Source organism: Mycolicibacterium pulveris (assembly GCF_010725725.1).
Lineage (GTDB): Bacteria > Actinomycetota > Actinomycetes > Mycobacteriales > Mycobacteriaceae > Mycobacterium > Mycobacterium pulveris.
Genome location: NZ_AP022599.1, coordinates 4,628,820 through 4,644,805 on the forward strand (window position 1 = coordinate 4,628,820; position 15,986 = coordinate 4,644,805).

17 protein-coding genes and 1 pseudogene are annotated in these 15,986 nt (G+C 68.5%); 13 read left to right on the forward strand and 5 right to left on the reverse strand.

Going from position 1 to position 15,986, the window contains the following annotated elements:
• Window positions 1-71: 71 nt before the first annotated feature.
• Both G6N28_RS22420 and G6N28_RS22425 read left to right on the forward strand, forming a co-directional pair.
• Window positions 72-1,580 (forward strand): carboxylesterase/lipase family protein, encoded by a 1,509-nt coding sequence (locus G6N28_RS22420; protein ID WP_163904138.1) that lies wholly within the window; start codon window positions 72-74, stop codon window positions 1,578-1,580.
• Window positions 1,581-1,650: 70 nt separating this feature from the next.
• Entirely contained in the window at window positions 1,651-3,651 is a 2,001-nt protein-coding gene (locus G6N28_RS22425; protein ID WP_163904140.1) for a DUF7064 domain-containing protein, read from the forward strand.
• An 87-nt stretch (window positions 3,652-3,738) separates the two neighbouring features.
• Here G6N28_RS22425 and G6N28_RS22430 read toward each other — a convergent pair whose 3' ends face one another.
• The 3 genes from G6N28_RS22430 to G6N28_RS22440 form a co-directional block, all read right to left on the reverse strand.
• Window positions 3,739-4,065 carry a YnfA family protein gene (locus tag G6N28_RS22430; protein WP_163904142.1) on the reverse strand — a complete coding sequence of 109 codons (327 nt, stop codon included), beginning with the start codon at window positions 4,063-4,065 and terminating at the stop codon, window positions 3,739-3,741.
• 88 nt (window positions 4,066-4,153) lie between these two features.
• Window positions 4,154-5,035: an SCO6745 family protein gene (locus G6N28_RS22435; RefSeq protein ID WP_163904144.1), complete on the reverse strand. Its 882-nt coding sequence runs from the start codon at window positions 5,033-5,035 to the stop codon at window positions 4,154-4,156.
• An 8-nt stretch (window positions 5,036-5,043) separates the two neighbouring features.
• A complete protein-coding gene (locus G6N28_RS22440; protein ID WP_163904146.1) occupies window positions 5,044-5,754 on the reverse strand; it encodes a FadR/GntR family transcriptional regulator in 711 nt (236 codons plus the stop codon).
• Between the two features lie 162 nt (window positions 5,755-5,916).
• Between G6N28_RS22440 and G6N28_RS22445 the strand changes: the two genes are divergently transcribed.
• Window positions 5,917-6,402: a gluconokinase gene (locus tag G6N28_RS22445; protein ID WP_163906548.1), complete on the forward strand. Its 486-nt coding sequence runs from the start codon at window positions 5,917-5,919 to the stop codon at window positions 6,400-6,402.
• A gap of 29 nt (window positions 6,403-6,431) precedes the next feature.
• Window positions 6,432-7,862 (forward strand): GntP family permease, encoded by a 1,431-nt coding sequence (locus tag G6N28_RS22450; RefSeq protein WP_163904148.1) that lies wholly within the window; start codon window positions 6,432-6,434, stop codon window positions 7,860-7,862.
• 2 nt (window positions 7,863-7,864) lie between these two features.
• Here G6N28_RS22450 and G6N28_RS22455 read toward each other — a convergent pair whose 3' ends face one another.
• On the reverse strand, window positions 7,865-8,686 hold the full coding sequence (locus G6N28_RS22455) for a DoxX family protein (RefSeq protein ID WP_163904150.1): 822 nt from the start codon (window positions 8,684-8,686) through the stop codon (window positions 7,865-7,867).
• Window positions 8,687-8,735: 49 nt separating this feature from the next.
• Window positions 8,736-9,242, reverse strand: coding sequence for a DUF6328 family protein (locus tag G6N28_RS22460; protein ID WP_163904152.1), 507 nt, complete (start codon window positions 9,240-9,242; stop codon window positions 8,736-8,738).
• A gap of 240 nt (window positions 9,243-9,482) precedes the next feature.
• Between G6N28_RS22460 and G6N28_RS22465 the strand changes: the two are divergent.
• The 9 genes and pseudogenes from G6N28_RS22465 to G6N28_RS22505 all read left to right on the forward strand — a co-directional run.
• Window positions 9,483-10,196 (forward strand): annotated as a pseudogene (locus tag G6N28_RS22465) (FGGY-family carbohydrate kinase); the annotation flags it as partial.
• Window positions 10,193-10,888 (forward strand): MBL fold metallo-hydrolase, encoded by a 696-nt coding sequence (locus G6N28_RS22470; RefSeq protein WP_163904154.1) that lies wholly within the window; start codon window positions 10,193-10,195, stop codon window positions 10,886-10,888. The pseudogene G6N28_RS22465 and the gene G6N28_RS22470, both read left to right, overlap by 4 nt.
• A gap of 102 nt (window positions 10,889-10,990) precedes the next feature.
• Complete coding sequence (locus G6N28_RS22475) at window positions 10,991-11,221, forward strand: DUF6400 family protein (protein WP_163904157.1); 231 nt, start codon at window positions 10,991-10,993, stop codon at window positions 11,219-11,221.
• On the forward strand, window positions 11,208-11,426 hold the full coding sequence (locus G6N28_RS22480; RefSeq protein ID WP_163904159.1) for a hypothetical protein: 219 nt from the start codon (window positions 11,208-11,210) through the stop codon (window positions 11,424-11,426). Before G6N28_RS22475 ends, G6N28_RS22480 begins: the two co-directional genes overlap by 14 nt.
• 31 nt (window positions 11,427-11,457) lie before the next feature.
• Window positions 11,458-11,808: a hypothetical protein gene (locus G6N28_RS22485; protein WP_163904161.1), complete on the forward strand. Its 351-nt coding sequence runs from the start codon at window positions 11,458-11,460 to the stop codon at window positions 11,806-11,808.
• Window positions 11,809-11,857: 49 nt separating this feature from the next.
• A complete protein-coding gene (locus tag G6N28_RS22490) occupies window positions 11,858-12,604 on the forward strand; it encodes a hypothetical protein (RefSeq protein WP_163904163.1) in 747 nt (248 codons plus the stop codon).
• 32 nt (window positions 12,605-12,636) lie between these two features.
• A complete protein-coding gene (locus tag G6N28_RS22495; RefSeq protein WP_163904165.1) occupies window positions 12,637-14,232 on the forward strand; it encodes an HD domain-containing phosphohydrolase in 1,596 nt (531 codons plus the stop codon).
• A 66-nt stretch (window positions 14,233-14,298) separates the two neighbouring features.
• Window positions 14,299-15,081: a methanethiol S-methyltransferase gene (mddA, locus tag G6N28_RS22500; RefSeq protein WP_163904168.1), complete on the forward strand. Its 783-nt coding sequence runs from the start codon at window positions 14,299-14,301 to the stop codon at window positions 15,079-15,081.
• Window positions 15,082-15,123: 42 nt separating this feature from the next.
• A complete protein-coding gene (locus G6N28_RS22505) occupies window positions 15,124-15,984 on the forward strand; it encodes an EamA family transporter (protein WP_235674658.1) in 861 nt (286 codons plus the stop codon).
• Window positions 15,985-15,986: the final 2 nt, after the last annotated feature.

A 15,986-nucleotide genomic window follows, 5' to 3' on the forward strand; every position in this document is an offset into this window, starting at 1 on the left:
CCAGGTTAGCGGTCCGACACGTGATGACCGGCCAGGCACGACGGCGGGCGCGCATTCGCTACCGTCGGGTGATGCACGAACACACCGTCCGCGCAAAGATCGACGCCGGCATCGTCGAAGGCTTCACCCGCGACGGAGTGAACCGGTGGCGTGGCATTCCCTACGCCCGCCCGCCGGTAGGGCCGCTGCGGCTGCGTGCGCCGCGACCCGTCCAGCCGTGGCGCGGCGTGCGGTACTGCCACGGTTACGGCAGCGCAGCGCCGCAGCGACGCATGTACACCATGCTGGCACCGGGCAAATACCAGCCGATGAGCGAGGACTGTTTGACGCTCAACGTCGTCACGCCCAAGAGGCCGGCCGAGGCGCCGCTTCCGGTTTTGTTCTTCATCCACGGCGGCGGCTACTTCATGGGCACCTCGGCCACCCCGATCTACGACGGCGCCGCGCTGGCCCGCAACGGCTGCGTCTACGTCTCGGTGAACTACCGCCTCGGCGCGCTGGGCTGCCTGGACCTGTCGTCGTTGTCCAACGACCAGTTCACCTTCGATGACAACCTCTACCTGCGTGACCTCGTGATGGCGCTGCGTTGGGTGCGTGACAACATCGCGGTCTTCGGCGGTGACCCCGACAACGTGACGATCTTCGGGGAGAGCGCCGGCGCACACGCCGTCGCCACCCTGCTGGCGGTTCCGGAGGCCAAAGATCTTTTCGCCCAGGCGATCTCGGAAAGCCCGGCGGCGGGGATGGTGCGCACCAGAGAGGTCGCGGCGCAGTACGCCGAGCGGTTCGCCGCGCTGCTCGGCGCGCGGCCATCAGGCGGCGCCAACGCGGTGATGGCGGCACGCCCGGCCGAGCTGGTTAGGGCGTTCGAACGGCTGATCAAACAGGGCCAGCGCGAGATGCTCGGCGCGTTCGCGGCGGGCCCCACCAGCGGCGGCGAGTATCTGCCGCTGGACCCGGTCGAGGCGATGCGTAGCGGCAAGGCCCACCGGGTGCCGCTGATCGTGGGCACCAACGCCGACGAAGCGCGGCTGTTCGGCCGCTTCCTCAAGCTGTTGCCGATGACCGAGCCGATGATCGAACGCCTTCTGGCACAAACCGATCCGGTTGAGCGCGAACGCATCACCGCGGCATACCCGGGTTATCCCGATCCGCGCGCATGTGTGCAGTTCGGCGGCGACTTCGCGTTCGGGTCGGCGGCGTGGCAGATCGCGGAGTCGCACAGCCTGTACACACCGACCTACCTGTACCGCTACGACTACGCCCCGCGCACGCTGCGATGGTCGGGGCTGGGCGCCACCCACGCCACCGAACTGTTGGCGGTGTTCGACGTCTATCGCGGCGGTCTCGGGCGCCTGCTCACCGCCGCCGCCGACCGTCGCGCGGCGCTGCGCGTCAGCGACGACGTCCAGAGCCGATGGCACGCCTTCGCGCGCACCGGGATGCCGAAGGCGGACTGGCCCGCCTACGCCGCAACTGAGCGCGCGGTGATGGTGTTTGACCACCGGCCCCGCGTCGAGTTCGATCCGCACGCCGCCCGCAGGCAGGCCTGGGAGGGATTTTCGCTGGCCAGCAGGTGATTTCTAGCGGATCCGACGAGTCTTGACACCCGTCAACGTTGTGATTTTGCCCACTGCTAGGTTGCCAGGTATGGCCCCCACGCAGAACGCCCTGATCGAACGGCCCGCCGACCTGACCGCCGACTGGCTGACCGCGACCATCGGAGCCGGAACCGTCACCGAATTCGGCACCGAACGCATCGGCACCGGCCAGATGAGCGAGTGCTACCGCGTGACGCTGACCTACGCCGACGGCGAGGCCGGGCCACCGTCGGTGGTGCTGAAGGTCGCCGCCACCGACGCCGCCAGTCGCCAGACCGGGCTGTCGCTTGGACTCTACGAACGCGAGGTCAGGTTCTACACCGACATCGCGCCGCGGATCGGCGGGCCGGTGGCGCCGTGCTATTCCGCCGGTTTCGACGCCGAGGCCGGTGCGTTTCACCTGCTGCTCGGCGACGCGGCACCGGCCACGGTAGGTGACGAAATCCGCGGCGCCACCGTCGAACAGGCGCTGGTGGCGCTGGCTGAACTGGGTCGCGTGCACGCCCCGCTACTCGGCGACACCACGGCCGCTCAAGCCGACTGGCTCAACCGCGAGACGCCCATCAACCAGGCGCTGATCGGCCAGCTCTACGCCGGGTTCGCCGAGCGATTCGCCGATCGGATCACCGACGTACAACGTGAGGTGTGCGAACGGCTGGTCGCCAGCTTCGACGCCTACCTCGCCGCCGAAGCCGATCCGCAGCGCCCGATGGGCCTGATCCACGGCGACTACCGGCTGGACAACATGCTTTTCGGCGAACCCGGGGCTGACCGCGCGCTGACCGTCGTGGACTGGCAGACCGTCACGTGGGGCCCGGCGCTGACCGATGTCGCCTACTTCCTCGGCTGCGCACTGCCGGTGCAGGACCGCCGCGACCACTACGACGCGCTGCTGCGGGCCTACCACGAGGCGCTGGGCCCCGACGCGCCGTTGACCCTCGACGACGTTCGCGAGGGGGTGCGCAGGCAGAGCTTCTTCGGGGTCGTCATGGCGATCGTGTCCTCGATGCTGGTGGAGCGCACCGAACGTGGCGACCAGATGTTCATGACGATGCTGGATCGGCACTGCCTCCATGTGCTCGACACCGACGCGTTGGCGATCCTGCCCGATCCCGTTGGGCTTGAGCCGCTACGGCCCGAGCCCACCGACGAAGGCGCCCACGCCCCAGGTGCCGAAGACCTGTGGAACGAGAGCTGGTACTTCGACTTCGTCGACCCCGCACAGAACATCGGCGGCTGGATCCGACTGGGCCTGATGCCGAACGAGAACGTCGCGTGGGTCAACGGGCTGTTGTGCGGACCGGACATGCCGACCATCGCGCTCGTCGACTTCCATGCCCCGTTACCGAACGATCCGGCTCAAACACATTGCGATGCGGGTGATCTCACCCTAGAGGCCGTCGACCCGCTGCGCACCTACCGGGTGACGCTGCGCGGGTCGGCGCAGGCCTACGACGACCCGGCCGCGTTGCTGCGCGGCGAGTCCGGACGCCCAACCGAGCTGACGATGGATCTGGTGTTCGACACCGACGGCGTGCCTTACCAGTACCGCATCACCCCGCGTTACGAGATCCCGTGCACGGTGTCGGGCAGCGTGACCGCCGACGGCCGCAGCTACCAACTGGATTCGGTGCCCGGCCAGCGCGACCACTCGTGGGGTGTGCGCGACTGGTGGTCAATGGAGTGGGTGTGGAGCGCTCTGCACCTCGAGGACGGCACGCATCTTCACGGTGTCGACATCCGGATCCCCGGTGCGCCGCCGGTGGGTATCGGCTACCTCCAGCCAGCCGGTCAGCCGCTGGTCGAGCTGCAGACCGTGACGGCCCGAGAGGAGTTCGGCGACAACGGGTTACCGGTTCAGACGACGATCACGCTGGCACCGGGGGACGTGGCGGCGACCGTCGCCGTGCATGGTCACGCACCGGTGACATTGACCTCGCCCGACGGCCGGGTCAGCCACTTCCCGCGGGCGTGGGCGACGGTCACCACCGCCGACGGCCGCACCGGCGTCGGGTGGTTGGAGTGGAACCGCAACCAGCCGCCCGCATAACCACCTTTTCGGCGAGCGTGCGAGTCTGAGGGCGACACGCCGAGACATCGCGCGAGTTTGCGCACGTTCGCGGCGTGCTTTCGAGCATCACCGCGGCGCATACATGATGACGCCGACCCCGAGCAGGCAGATCGTCGCGCCCGCGATATCCCAGCGGTCGGGGCGGAACCCGTCCGCGATCATTCCCCACGCCAGCGAGCCCGCCACGAACACACCGCCGTACGCGGCGAGCACCCGGCCGAAGTGGGCCTCGGGCTGGAATGCCGCGACGAACCCGTAGGAGCCCAGTGCGATGACGCCGACACCGATCCACAGCCACCCGCGATGTTCGCGAAACCCTTGCCACACCAGCCATGCCCCGCCGATTTCCAGCACCGCGGCGAGCACGAACAGCAGCATCGATTTGAGCACCATCACGGCTCCCAGCCTGCCGCGAGCGTGCGCAAACTCGCGCCAAATCGCGGCGTGTCGCCCCTCAGACCCGCACGCTCGCCGGAAAGGGTCAGTGCGCGGAGTCGTTGTCTAGGTCATCGCGGTTCAGGCCCATCGGCGTCGCGGCGGGTAGATCACCGGCCGCCACCACCACCCGGGTGATCGGTGTGAGCGCCCGAAACAGGGTCTGCACCTCGTCGTCGGTCAACGCCTCCAGCGCGGACAGCGCGAGCCGATCGGTGCTGTCCTCGATGTGCGCCTTGAGTTCGCGACCGGCCACGGTCAGTTGGTCACCGTCGAGCAGACCGCGCTGTGCCAACCGGTCGCTGTACAGCCGCCACTGCTCATCGTCGTAGTCGCGGCTGCGCATGATCATCTCCTTGGGCACCCGGCCCGCCGCGGCGTGCAGCACGTTGGCCTCACGCCCCGAGATCCCGCACGACACCAGCACGCCGACATGGCCGTCGCCGCGTTGTTCGCGCAGCAGCGTCGTCGCGTGCCACAGCTTGGCCAACGGCTCGTCCGGCCAGTCCAACGCCGCGTTGGCGGCGAACAACGGCCGCCCGTCCAGCGGTGCGCTGCGGGCCGCCTTGGCGGTGAGGTCAGCTGCCGCCCGTACGCTTTCGTCGTCGCCGTCGACGCCGTACCGGCGCAGCGCCGCCACCGCCGCCTCAGTGCGGGCGCGCAACGCGTCGGCCGGAGTGGCGATGTCCCAGGCGGCCGGAAGGGCCTTGGCCACCCGGTGCGGCGCGAAGTTGTAGAACGCGGCGGTCACCACCTGCGGCGGCACGACGCCGAACGGGGCCGATCGGGCCGCGAAGTAACCCATCCAGAACCCTTTGAAGCCAAGCCCGTCGAGGGCCGCACGGGCTTCGGGGGCAAAGTACGTGACGGCGTGCACGGGTTCGATTCGATCGAAGAAACGCCGCGCCAGTTTCGGTTCCCTGTCCACGGTGGCAGTTAACCATCGAGCTCGCGGCCGATATCAACCGCGGCCTCGTCGATGATGGCGCGCATCGCCTTCTCCGCGGCGGCTTCGTCGCGCGTCCTGATGGCGCGGGCCACCTCGTCGTGCAGTTCGATGGCCGCCGGGTTGGGAGTGCTGGGCATCATGCCGTGGTGGGTGCGCCCGGTGAGCACCTCGGCGACGACGCCGTTCAGCGCGCGGAACATCTCGTTGCCGCTGGCCTCCAGCAGGGTGCGGTGAAAGAGCTTGTCCGCCAGCAGGTATGCCTCGAGGTCACCGGACCGACCGTGCACCACCATGTCCGAGACCGCCGCGGCCATGGTCCGGCACTGGTCGGGGTTGGCGCGCCGCGCCGCGAGAGCCGCCGCCGCGGGTTCGACGCCGCGGCGCAGCTCGGAAAGTGACACCAGTTGGGCGGCGCGGTCGCCGACATCGATGCGCCAGCGAATGAGCATGGGATCGAAGACATTCCAGTTCTGGGCCGGCTGGACAGTGATGCCTACCCGGCGCCGGGATTCGACCATGCCCATCGATTCGAGCACGCGCACCACCTCGCGGGCGACGCTGCGCGACACGCCGTGCTGTGCGCTGACCCCGTCGAGCGTGAGGACGTGGCCGGCCGGATACTCACCCGACACGATCGCGGTGCCCAGCGCAGCGAGCAGACTGGCGTGCAGGGCGCCAACGTTTGGTCCCGACGACACGGATACATCTTGTCATAGCCGCATCAACGAAATTAAAGACATATCTTTCTGCAACACCATTGCAATCATATGACTATTGAGCCATGCTGTGTGGCGGCAACCACAACCGGGTAGGTGCATTCAGTGCATTCAGCGCATTCAGCGACGTCGCCAATCGTCGTGATGGGCGTATCGGGGTCGGGAAAGTCGACCGTTGGGGCGGCGCTGGCGCAGCGACTCCGGGTGCCGTTCGCCGACGCCGACGATTTCCACCCACCGGCCAACATCGCCAAGATGACCTCCGGTGAACCGCTCGACGACGACGACCGCCGCCCGTGGCTGGATGCGATCGGGGAGTGGCTTGCCGAGCGGGGCGAGCGCGGCGGGGTGATGAGTTGCTCTGCGCTCAAGCGCATCTACCGTGACCAATTGCGGCGTCATTGTCCCAGCGTCGAATTCGTCCATCTCAGCGGCACACCCGAGGTGATCGGCAGACGCCAGGCCAGCCGCCCCGGCCACTTCATGCCCGCGTCGCTGCTCGAATCGCAGTTCGCAACCCTCGAACCGCTGAATTCCGACGAGGACGGCATCACCATCGATGTCGACCAGAGCATCGACTCCATCGTCGAAACCTATATCGCCGAATCAACAACGCACACAGACGAATAAAGCATCGACGAGTTCAGTACGGAGGTCTTGTGGAAGCGATTCAACCGGCGTACGGCGCCCTCACGCTGCTGCTGATCGCCGCAGCGGCGGTAGCCCTTCTGCTGTTCCTGATCATGAAGGTGAAGCTGCACGCGTTCGTGGCGCTGGTGTTGGTGAGCGTCCTGACGGCGGTGGCGGCAGGCATCCCGGTGGGCGACATCCCCGACGCCCTCGCCTTCGGCTTCTCGAACACGATCGGCGCCGTCGCGCTGCTCGTCGGCTTCGGCATCATGCTCGGCCGGCTCCTCGAAATCACCGGCGGCGCACAGGTGCTCGCCGACACCCTGATCGGCCGGTTCGGCGAGAAGCGGGCACCGCTGGCGCTCGGCGTTGCCGCGTTGCTCTTCGGGTTCCCGATCTTCTTCGACGCCGGTCTGGTGGTCTTCCTGCCCATCATCATGACCGTCGCGCGGCGGTTCGGCGGTTCGCTGCTTCTCTACGGCCTGCCGGCCGCCGGGGCGTTCGCCGCGATGCACGCCCTGGTGCCTCCGCACCCCGGACCGGTGGCGGCGGCCGAGGCGCTCGAAGCCGACATCGGCCTCACCCTGCTCGTCGGCGCGCCCATGGCGGTCGTGTCGTGGTACGTGGGTGTGATGCTCGTTTCGCGGATCCTCGGGCGCCGCGTGCACGTCGACATTCCCGAGGCGCTGTTCGGGAAGCTCAACGGCGGGCACGACGGGGACACGGAGCGCGATGCCGGCTCCGGCGGTGGCGGCGGACAGACCAGGACCAGGACGGCACCGGCGTTCCCGACCGTTCTCGCGCTGTTGCTGCTGCCGATGGTGCTGATCTCCTTCAACACGGTGCTCGACACGCTCATCACCGCCGGCGTGATCGCCGAGGACGCCACCTGGGCGCGCTATCTGATGATGCTCGGCAACACCACGGTCGCGCTGCTGATCACCGTGCTCGTGGCCATCGTGGTGCTGGGTCGGCGCCAACACTCGATGGCCGACATCACCACGATCCTGGACGACGCGCTCGGCCCGATCTGCTCGATCATCCTGATCACCGGCGCGGGCGGCATGTTCGGCGGCGTCCTGCGGCTCAGCGGCATCGGCGACGCGCTCTCCGACTCACTGTCCGACCTCGGGATGTCGCTGATCGTGCAGGCATTCCTCGTCGCCACGGTGTTGCGCGTCGCGCAGGGGTCCGCCACCGTCGCATTGACCACGACGGCCGGCCTGCTCAGCGCGGCGGCCGCCCAGGCCGACCTGACCAGCTTCCAACTCACACTGATGGTGATCGCCATCGCGGCGGGCTCGACCGTGCTCTCACACGTCAACGACTCCGGATTCTGGTTGGTCAGCCGGTTCTTCGGGATGGACGTAAAGACGACATTGAAGACCTGGACGGTGATGGAGACGACGCTCGGGCTCAGCGCGTTCGTGGTGGCCGCGGCCCTCTGGATGCTGGTGTGACGTCAGCGCTTGCGCCCGCGGCGTTGTTTGACCCGAGTACGCGCGGTCTCGGCCAGCTCGGGAGCCCGCTTGCGCGCGGTCTCGGCCAGCTCGGGGGCCCGCTCGCGGGCGATCTCGGCCAGCTCTGAGCCGCGTTCACGCGCCACCTCGGCCAGTTCGGCACCGCGCTTGCGCGCCGCCTCCGCCCATTCGGGCCCGCGTTCGCGGGCGACCTCGGCCAGCTCGGTGCCGCGCTCGAGCGCGACGTGGGCGAACTCGCGGCCCCGTTCGGCGCCGACCTGAAGCCCGTGCCCGACCTTCTCGGCCAACGGGCCGTCGGCGAGCGCACCGCCGGTGGCGGCACCGGCAGGCAGCGCGGCGCCGACGGCCTCGGTGACCTTGTGGGCGGCGCGGCGTCCGCGCCATCCCAGCGACGGTTTGCCCTCGGTGTCGACCGAGGCGATGATCAGCCCGCCGATGAGGCTGATCTCGGTGACGAAGGCGCGCCGCTCGTCGGCCTTGCGCTGGGGGTCTGTCTCGTCCCAGAAGGCATGCGCGCCGAGGCTGCTTGGTATCACGCTGAGGGCGAGGACGCCCGACGCCAACCGCGGCAGTTTGCCTGTCGCCAGAAGCAGCCCGCCGCCGATCTGCACGGCGGCGTTGATTCGGGCGACGGTCTCGGCGTCGGAGGGAACGTTCGTACCGACGGGGTCGGGCAGCTTGCTCAGCCCCTCGAGGGTCGGGCGGGTTGCGTCGGCCGCGGGCTTAGGGCTACGGAGGGCGTCGACACCCCTGGTGATGAACACCGCTGCAAGCATCGGGCGCGCGATTCGTCGGATCAACATGAAGCGTGTGTTCCCCGGGCGGCGGCCGGACAAACGCCCGGACCGACGCTCAGTACGGGTCGCCCTGTGAACCCCGGCGTCGCAGCAGGGGTATCGCGTACCAGAAGACACCCAACGTCAGCAGCGTGACGCCACCGGCGATCCAGGCGAAGGTCCGGTCCATCACGGCGTCGAAGATGATGGTCGCCACCCCCGCCAGCGTGATGCCCAACAGCAGCGTCCCCGCCATGGCGTATAGGTGTGAGGTGGTCACCAGCGTCTTGAGCCGGTGGCGGCGAAACAGTATCCGGTGCAAGATCACCGGCGCGACGAGCAGGACGGTCGCGCCGATCGAACAGAAGACCGTGGCCAGGTACACGCCGCGCATCGCGACGTCGAGTCGGTCGAACTCTGCGGAGAACGGCAGGATCAGCAGAAAGCCCGTCAGCAGTTGGACACCGGTCTGGGCGACCCTGAGCTCCTGCAACAGACTTGACCAATTACGGTCCAGCCGTTCGGCTTCCGTCTCGTTGCGGTTGGCTTCCCATGGCCTGGCACTCGGGTGCTCGATGTCCACCTCGCCGATTCTCGCAGCACCCCAGACGCGCCGCAGCCCGATCAGGCATTCACCGCCGACCCTCGGGGTAGGTTCGTATGGGTGGATCTCGTTGCGGGTATCGATTCGTCCACCCAGTCGTGCAAGGTGGTGGTGTGCCGGGCCGACACCGGCGAGATCATCAGATCGGCGTGCTCGCCGCATCCGGCCGACACCGAGGTGGGCCCCCGGCTGTGGTGGTCCGCCCTGCAGACGACGATCAACGCCGCCGCGGCGCTGGGGCTCGGGGCTGCGCTGGGCGACGGCGTCGTATCGCTGGGCACCTCGGGCGTGGTCAGCGCGGTCAGCGACACCGCCCCGCACGACGCCGAGGGTCTGGTCGCCGGGTTCGCCGACGCAACAGGACGGCAACTGCCGCTGGTGTGCACGCTGAACGGCGCGCCCGTGTTGGCCGCGGTGGCCCGCATGCTCAACGTGGACTTCACGGAGTTCGACCGGATGGGGTTGTCGGCGCCCTAGGGCGCGGAGGGGCTGACGCTGGTGCCCTACTTCGAGGGGGAACGCTCACCGAACCTCCCGGACGCCGCCGGCGAGCTACACGGCGTGACCACGCGAAATCTGGTGCCGGCCAACGTCGCCCGCGCTGCGGTCGAGGGTCTCCTCGCCTCCATGGCGTACTGCATCGAGAAGATCTCCGCGCAGGGCGTCGACGTCGCGCGTCTCATCCTGGTCGGCGGCGCCATGTGCTCTGGGGCCGTTCGCCGCATCGCACCCGCGGTGTGGGGCAGGCCCGTCGATGTCCCGGAACCGGCCGAGTACGTTGCGCTCGGCGCGGCCAGGCAAGCGGCGTGGACTCTGACACAACAGGATTCACCACCGGTATGGTCATATGGCGTGACAACGCCCTACACCGCCGACCCCACCCCGCAGGTGCTCGACCAATACCGATCGGCGCAACCGCTGACGCTGCGGTGAACTACGAGTGGGAGCGTCTGGCCGACGCTGTATGCCGCTGTCGACTCCCGTTTCTCGACGTCACCATCGGGTTGGTTACCTGCAGCGCCGGGACGTTGTTGATCGACACCGGCACCACCATGACCGAAGCCAACGCCATCGCCGCCGACATCGAAACAATGGGGCGCGGCGGGGTCAGCCATATCCTGCTGACCCACGATCATTTTGACCACATCCTCGGTTCGTCGGCATTCCCTGACGCGGAGATCTACTGCGCGCCGCAGGTGGCGGTGACCATGGCCGATCGTCGTGATCACCTTCGCGACGACGCCGTCAGGCACGGCGCCGACGTCGCGGAGGTGGACCGCGCGATCGAGGCCCTGCCGGTACCGCAACACCGCACCAACGCCGCCGTCATCGACCTCGGTGACATCGCCGTCACCGTGGGCCACCCGGGACGAGGTCACACCGACCACGACCTGATCGCGGTCGTGCCGGCCTCCGAGAGCGCCGTGGTGTTCTGCGGAGACCTCGTCGAGGAATCCGGTGACCCCTGCGTGGATGACGACTCCGATCTGGCGGCGTGGCCCACCACACTGGACCGGCTGCTCGAGGTGGGCGGCGCCGACGCGGCCTACGTGCCTGGTCACGGCGCCGTCGTCGATGCGGACTTCGTCCGCCGGCAGCGGGACTGGCTGGCCGCGCGGGTGTGACGCAATCGGACGCCCATATGTGATGCGCGTCATTGCCCGACCACCGATAGTTAGGTAACCCTAACCGTTCGTTTTGGATCACGAATGGTTTGGAGGTGCCGGATGGCAGGTCTCGACTTCGTCTATGACCTGACCCTCGACGAGGCCAGGCGGCGTGCCGCCGTGCTGGAGGCCATCGGCGACGACTGGGACCCCATCGCGGTGCTCGCCGAGGAGCAGCGCGCATACGACAAGCTGTACTCCGATCTGGATGCCGACCAGCAGCAGATCTACGACGAGCTGGTCGCCGCCGGTGTGCTGCCCGATCGGACGGTCAACCGTGCTACCGATTGATCCCACCGCCGACCGGGCCCGCCGGGTGTGGCTCGACTGCCCGAACTGCCGCCACGGGGTGGGATGCACCGACTGCGAGAATCGGCGCAACTGCTCGCAGCACTGGCAATACCTGCTGGGCAACGACGCCACCGTGGTGCACATGCAGTGCCCGGGCTGCGCTCATCTGTGGTCGACGGACACCCACCGCCGCGGGGTCGCCTGACGAAGGCCACCTCAGCGCCTAGCCTTGCCTCATGGGACGTGGCATCTTCGGTTCGCCGGCCGTCCGTGGCTTCAATGGGTTCGTCGTCGGCCTGCTCAACGCGCCGGTGCTGGGTTCGATCATGCGCAGAGGGTTCGTGAAGATCCGCTATGTCGGCCGCCGATCGGGCAAGACGTTCGAGACCCCGGTGAACTACCGGCGTGCCGGTGACGACATCGTCATCAACGTCATGGCCCCCGACGCGAAGACCTGGTGGCGCAACTTTCTCGACGACGGCGGCCCGATCACCCTGGTCGGGTTCGACGGGCAGGACCGCGCCGGGCACGCCGTGGCCCGCCGTGACGCGAAAGGCCGCGTCACGGTCACCGTCACCCCGGGTTGAGGCAGACGCCCCATGTGCCGCGCCCATCCAGCGGGCGACCATGCCGGGTATGACCAAGACACCCACTCCCTCAGAGGCCGCCGCGGCCGTCACGCGCAACGCCACCCTGCCCCCGGGCGACGACGAACGGTTCGTCGGCTACGGCGTGATGGGGCTGCCGTTCCGTAGCGGCCACTACCTGGCCCTGCGGGATTTTCCGGCCACCTCGTTTTCTCCCGCGTACCGATCGGTGTGGCATCGCGATCCGTCAGGACAGTGGTCGTTCTACGCCACGACGCCGGGCCAGCAGAGCTGCTCGCGATACTTCAGGGCCGCGACGACGCAGGACGCGATCCAGTGCGATATCGACGTCGCATGGCTCACGCCGTGGTCGCTGCTGGTGCAGATCGCCGGGCTCCTCGACTGGACGATCGAGCTGAAGACGACGCCTGCCACGCGGCTGATGAGCGGCATCGGCCGGAGACTGCCGTCCTGGACGTGGACGAATCCGTCGGCGCTCGCGGCGATCGGGCGGGCTGCCGGACCGGTGCTGCGCAGCGGGCAGGTCCGGCTGTCGGGTCTTGCCCCCAACGGTCAGCGGTTCATGATCGCGCCGACGCAGTTGTGGGCGGTGGCCCGGTCGTGCGCGTCATGGCGAGGTGAGGACCTGGGGCCGACGGGCCCGCTCGACCGACAGGCCCGGCTCGCCGACTTCCGTCCGCCGCAGCGCGGGATCTTCGTCGTCGGCTCCGGGCATTTCGAATCGTTCGACCCGGCACGACACCGAGCCGCGGAAAGCACGATTTCGATCCGGTGATGAAAGCCGGTCACGGCGTGCAGAATCAGTCCATGGCACCGCACCGGTCGGAACCGCAGACGGTCGAATCACCGCGCCGCGCGGAGCTTCTGGCCGCCCTGTCGGTGGCGATCGATCTCGGCCTTGGACAGCCCGCCGAGCACATGTTGCGGTCGGCGCTGATCGCCACTCGGTTGGCCGACCGGCTGGATCTGAGCCCCGCACAACGCGACTGTGTCTACTACACGACCCTGATCCTGTGGATCGGATGTCACGCGGACTCACACGAGTACGCCGGATGGTTCGGCGACGACATCGCCGTGCGCCGAGACTCCTACCTGCTGGACTGGTCGGGGTTGCCGTATCTGTGGTTCCTGATGAGCAACGTGGGCCGCGGTCAACCGTTGACGCACCGCCTCAGCGTGATGGCGACCTTGTTCACCAACGCCCGGGGCCACCTGTCCCGACTGATCCATTCGCACTGCACCTCGGCGGCCCTGCTCGCCGACCGGATCGGGCTTGGCCCAGATGTGCAGTCGGCCTTGGCTTTCGCCTTTGAACGGTACGACGGCGGCGGTCTGCCGACGGGTGCACACGGCGACGCGATACCGGTGCCGATGCGCGTCGCCCAGCTCGCCGAGATGGCCGAGGTGCACCACCGGATGAGAGGAGTGGAGGGCGCAATCGCGATGGCACGCCGAAGACGCGGCGGACAGTTCGACCCGCATCTCGTCGATACGTTCGTCGCGCACGCCGAGGACGTCCTGGCCGGCCCACCTGCCGGGGACGCGTGGGCCGCGGCGCTACGCGAAGCGCCCGAGCGCGACCAGCGCTTGGACGAGCCTGCGCTGGACAAGACCCTCATGGCATTGGGCGACTTCGTCGATCTGAAATGCCCGTTCACCCTGGGACATTCACGAAGAGTGGGTGAGCTCGCCGGGGATGCGGCGGCGGTGTGCGGGCTGGACGCCGACGCCGTGGCGACGACGCGACGGGCCGGCCACGTCCACGATCTGGGGCGCATCGGGGTGTCGAACCAGGTGTGGTCCAAACCGGGCCCGTTGTCCGCGGCCGAGTTCGAGCGCGTTCGGCTGCACCCGTATCTCACGGTGCGCATCCTCAGCCAGGTGCGAGGCCTGGAACGGGTCGCGCGACTCGCGGGCAACCACCACGAATGTGTCAACGGCACCGGCTACCCGCGTGCCCTCCCAGGCGCCGCGCTCAGCCGTCCCGACCGCATCCTGGCCGCCGCGGTGAGTTACCAGTCCGCCTGTGAGCCACGCCCTTACCGGCAACAACTTTCCACCTCGGCGGCCTCGCGCAGGCTCGAGGAGCGGATACGGGCCGGCGAACTCGACCCGACCGCGGTGGAGGCGGTCCTGCACGCCGCGGGCCAACGCGCGCAACGCCCCGCGCGTCGCCCCGGCGGTCTCACCCCGCGCGAGATCGAAGTGCTGTGCCTTGTCGCCCGCGGCGCCTCCAACAAGGAGATCGCCGAAGCGCTGGTGATCAGCGAGAAGACTGCGCGCAATCACGTCGAGCGCACCTACGCCAAGATCGGCGTGTCAAACCGTATCGGCGCCAGCATGTATGCCCTGCAGCAGGGCTTGGTCGACGCGGTCGATCCCGGTGATTATCCCGGTAATTGAGGCACTTGCCTCATGTGCTGACGCACCGCGTTGAACCAGCATCACCGTATGAAACGTAGTAACGGCATGAGTCGAATTCTCACTATCAGTTACGGCGTAGTCAGCTACGCCGTGTTCGTGGTCGCCTTCCTGTACGCCATCGGGTTCGTCGGCGACATAATCGTTCCGCGCAGCGTGTCACACGGCATCGCGGCGCCGCTGGGCCAGGCGGTGGCGATCAACGTGGCGCTGCTCGCGGTGTTCGCCATCCAGCACAGCGTGATGGCCCGTCCGGCGTTCAAACGGTGGTGGACCCGGGTGATCCCGTCGGCCATCGAGCGCAGCACCTATGTGCTGCTGGCCAGCGCGGCGCTGCTGCTGCTGTATTGGCAGTGGCGCACCGTGCCCGTGGTGGTGTGGGACGTCACGTCGAGCGCAGGCCGGTTGGCGATCTGGACGTTGTTCTTCATCGGGTGGGCGATGGTGTTCGCCGCGACGTTTCTGATCAACCATTTCGATCTGTTCGGTCTTCGGCAGGTCTATCTGGCGTGGCGGGGACAGCCCTACACCGACGTCGCGTTTCAGGTTCGGCTGCTGTACCGGTTGGTGCGCCATCCGCTGTTGTTGGGCTTCCTCATCGCGTTCTGGGCCGCGCCGACGATGTCGGGCGGCCGGCTGCTGTTCGCCGCCGTCACCACCGGCTACATCCTGGTGGGCATCCGGCTCGAGGAGCGCGACCTGGCCGTCACGCTCGGCGAGGACTATCAGGCCTATCGCCGAAGCGTGCCGATGCTGGTGCCGCGCCTCACCGCGCGCCATCCTGTGACAGCAGACGGTCGGCCTCAGCGGGCGCGCACCAACATCGCATAGACGCTGGCGCCGCCCGTCACGTTCAATGCATTGGTGGCTGCCATGCAGGTACGCACCGGCGCGCTGATGGCGCTGACGTCGATGCTGTCCGTCCAGCTGGGTCTGGCCATCGCGATCACGTTGATCGACCGCATCGGGGTGGACGGAGCGGCATGGCTGCGGCTGGCGTGGGCCGGCGTGCTGATCCTCGTCCTCGTCCGGCCCCGCGTCGCGGCGTTCACGTGGGCCACCTTCGGCATCTGTGCGCTGCTCGGGGTCGTCACGGCGGGCATCACGCTGCTGTTCATGGCGGCGCTCGACCGCATCCCGATGGGCACGGCCAGCGCGATCGAATTTCTCGGGCCGCTCGGCGTCGCCGTGGCGTACGGCAGGGGCCGCGACCGGGTGCTGTGGCCCGGGCTGGCGGCGCTGGGCGTGGTGCTGCTGACCCGGCCGTGGGACGGCGCCGCCGATGGCGTCGGCGTGCTGTACGCGCTCGGCGCCGCGGTCTGTTGGGCCGGGTACATCCTGCTGACCCAGCGCGTCGGCGACCAGGTCGCGGGCATCAACGGGTTGGCGGTGTCGATGCCGGTGGCGGCCCTGGTGACCACCGCAGCCGTTGGGCCGGTGGTGATTCCGAGGATGACGCTCGACATCATGCTGATCGGCATCGGCCTTGCGATCCTGCTGCCGCTGTTGCCGTTCGCCTTGGAGATGCTGGCGTTGCGGCGCCTGACCACCGCGGCGTTCGGCACGCTGATGGCGCTCGAGCCGGGGTTCGCGATGCTCGTCGGCCTGGCGGTGCTGGGTCAGGTGCCGCATGCGTTGGGGGTGGTCGGCATCTGCTTCGTGGTGGCCGCCGGCATCGGCGCGGCCCGCAGAGGCGGCCGACCCGCGCCGGTTCCCGCCGAGGTCGGGTCGTGATC